This is a genomic window from Cellulomonas septica (assembly GCF_012396155.1).
Lineage (GTDB): Bacteria > Actinomycetota > Actinomycetes > Actinomycetales > Cellulomonadaceae > Cellulomonas > Cellulomonas septica.
Window position 1 is genome coordinate 1 of the sequence record NZ_JAAXOY010000550.1, and the last position, 2,439, is coordinate 2,439.

The following is a 2,439-nucleotide window of genomic DNA, read 5'->3' on the forward strand; positions in this document are numbered from 1 at the left end:
TACGGGCGCGTCAGCGACGCTCCTCCCGCTGCTTGCACTCGACGCACAGCGTGGCGCGCGGGAACGCCTGCACCCGCGCCTTGCCGATCGCGCGGCCGCACGACTCGCACGTGCCGAACGTGCCCGCAGACGACAGGAGCGGGACGGTTCCGAAGACCCGTCCCGCTCCTGGGAAGTCAAAACGGTGCGCACCGCGCAGGGGGCAGGCGATGCGCACCGTCGAGTACGAGTGTGCGGCATGAGGGGGCTCTTGGTCAAACGTCCAGGCCAGGCTGTCGGGCGGTTTTCACACGATCGGGTCTGCCGGTGTGCGCGCTCGTCGACGCCTCCCGTCACGCTACCCGGTCCTCGCGCTTCAGGCGCAGCAGGACGAACAGGAAGGACGCGACAGCGGTGGCCGAGAGCAGCAGCAGACCGACCGTGTAGGAGTGCGTCGCCTCGTCGTAGGTGGCCCCCATGACGAGCGGCGGGAAGTACCCGCCGAGGCCGCCCGCGGCGCCCACGATGCCCGACACCGACCCGACACGGTCGGCGGGTGCACGACGCGCGACCCAGGCGAACACGCCGCCCGTCCCGATGCCGAGGAAGAACGCCATGAGCACGAACTCGGTGCCCGCGGGGATCTCCGGGACGGGCTTCAACGACAGCAGCACGGCCATGACCGCGGCCCCCGCGAGGGACACCAGGACGATGGGTTTGGGGTGCACGCGGTCCGACAGGATGCCGCCGAGCGGGCGCGCGACGACGGCCGCGATCGCGAACCCGGCGGTGCGTGCGCCGGCGTCGGCGAGGTCGTAGCCGTAGACGTCGGACAGGTACGTCGGCAGGTAGGTGGAGAACGCGACGAAGCCGCCGAACGTCACGGCGTAGAGGAACGACATCTGCCAGGTCACGGGCAGCTTGATCGCGGCGCGCAGCTTGGGCACGACGGGCTGCGTCGACGGCTTCCAGGCGGGCGCGTCGCGCGACACCGACAGCACGACGAAGCCCGTCACCGCGAGCGCGACCGCGACGAGCACGTGCGTCGTCACGTAGCCGAACGAGTTCACCATGCGCGGGGTGAAGAACGACGACAGCGCGGTGCCGCCCATGCCGATGCCGAAGACGCCGGTCGCGAACCCGCGGCGGGCGGGCTCGTACCACGCGTTGACGAACGGGATGCCCGCGGCGAACGTCGTGCCGGCGATGCCGAGCAGGAAGCCGAACAGCAGCAGCAGCGCGTACGACTCCTGCTCCCCCGCGAACGCGACGAGCAGCACGGGGACGATGGAGATGAGCGACAGGACGCCGAGCATCCGACGACCGCCGACGCGGTCGGTGAGCGCGCCGACCGGGATGCGCCCGATCGCACCGACGAGCACGGGGGTCGCGACGAGCAGCGACTTCTCGGTCGCCGACAGCCCGAGCTCCTCGGTGTAGCGCGCGGCGAGCGGGCCGACGAGGTTCCACGCCCAGAACGTGATCGCGAACGTCCACGTCGCGAGGACGAGGTTGAGCGTGCGCCCCGCGGTGCGGGTCGGAGCAGCGGCGGTCGTCGTCATCGGCGTCTCCCCGATCCTTCGCGGTCACGTGTGCCGACGGGGTCCCACCCGCGTCGGGGTGCGCTCGCGCCGGGCGTCGGCCGGGCGTCGCGGCTGCGGTAGACGATGTACGGGCGGAACAGGTAGTGGAACGGCGCCGTGAACGCGTGCACGAGGCGCGTGAACGGGAAGATCGCGACGAGCGCGAGCCCGACGAGCGTGTGCCACTGGAACGACGCGGGCGCCGCGGCCATCGACGCGACGTCGGGCTGGAGCACGAACAGCGACCGGAACCAGGGCGCGACGGTCTCGCGGTAGTTGTGCGCCTCGTGGCCCGCGCCGACCGAGTTCAGGGTGGTCCAGAGGCCGAGCACGATCGCGGCGACGAGCGCCACGTACATGGTCTTGTCGTTCTTCGTCGTCGCCATGAAGACGGGCCCGGTGCGACGCCGCCGGTAGACGAGGATCGCGACGCCGACGAGCGTGCAGAACCCCGCGATGCCCCCGACGACCAGCGCCATCGCGTGGTACGCCTCCTGCGACAGCCCGGCGGCGTCGGTCCACGACTGCGGGATCACGAGGCCGCCGACGTGCCCGACGATGACGAACACGAGCCCGAAGTGGAACAGCGGGCTGCCGATGCGCAGCAGCCGCGACTCGTAGAGCTGCGACGAGCGCGTCGTCCAGCCGAACTGGTCGTACCGGTACCGCCAGATCGTCCCGCCGACGAGCGTGACGATCGCGAGGTACGGCACGACGCCCCACAGCAGCACGTCCATCAGCGGACTCCCCCGGTCGGCACCTCGGCACCCGCAGCGGCAGACCCCGCGAGCGGCAGAAGGCGTGGGTCGGCGGCGTCGAGCCCGACGGACTCGCGCGGTGGACCGGCCGCCGCCATCGCGTGCACCGCGGCCCGGTC

Annotated in this window: 2 protein-coding genes and 1 pseudogene; all 3 read right to left on the reverse strand. The window is 71.8% G+C overall.

Features of this window, described 5'->3' with window-relative positions:
* Window positions 1-10: 10 nt before the first annotated feature.
* Window positions 11-130: pseudogene (locus HGA02_RS16400) on the reverse strand (TraR/DksA family transcriptional regulator); the annotation flags it as partial.
* A 202-nt stretch (window positions 131-332) separates the two neighbouring features.
* Complete coding sequence (locus tag HGA02_RS16405) at window positions 333-1,541, reverse strand: nitrate/nitrite transporter (protein WP_168680182.1); 1,209 nt, start codon at window positions 1,539-1,541, stop codon at window positions 333-335.
* Complete coding sequence (gene narI, locus HGA02_RS16410) at window positions 1,538-2,299, reverse strand: respiratory nitrate reductase subunit gamma (RefSeq protein ID WP_168680184.1); 762 nt, start codon at window positions 2,297-2,299, stop codon at window positions 1,538-1,540. The genes HGA02_RS16405 and narI overlap by 4 nt, the downstream gene beginning before the upstream one ends.
* Window positions 2,300-2,439 lie beyond the last annotated feature (140 nt).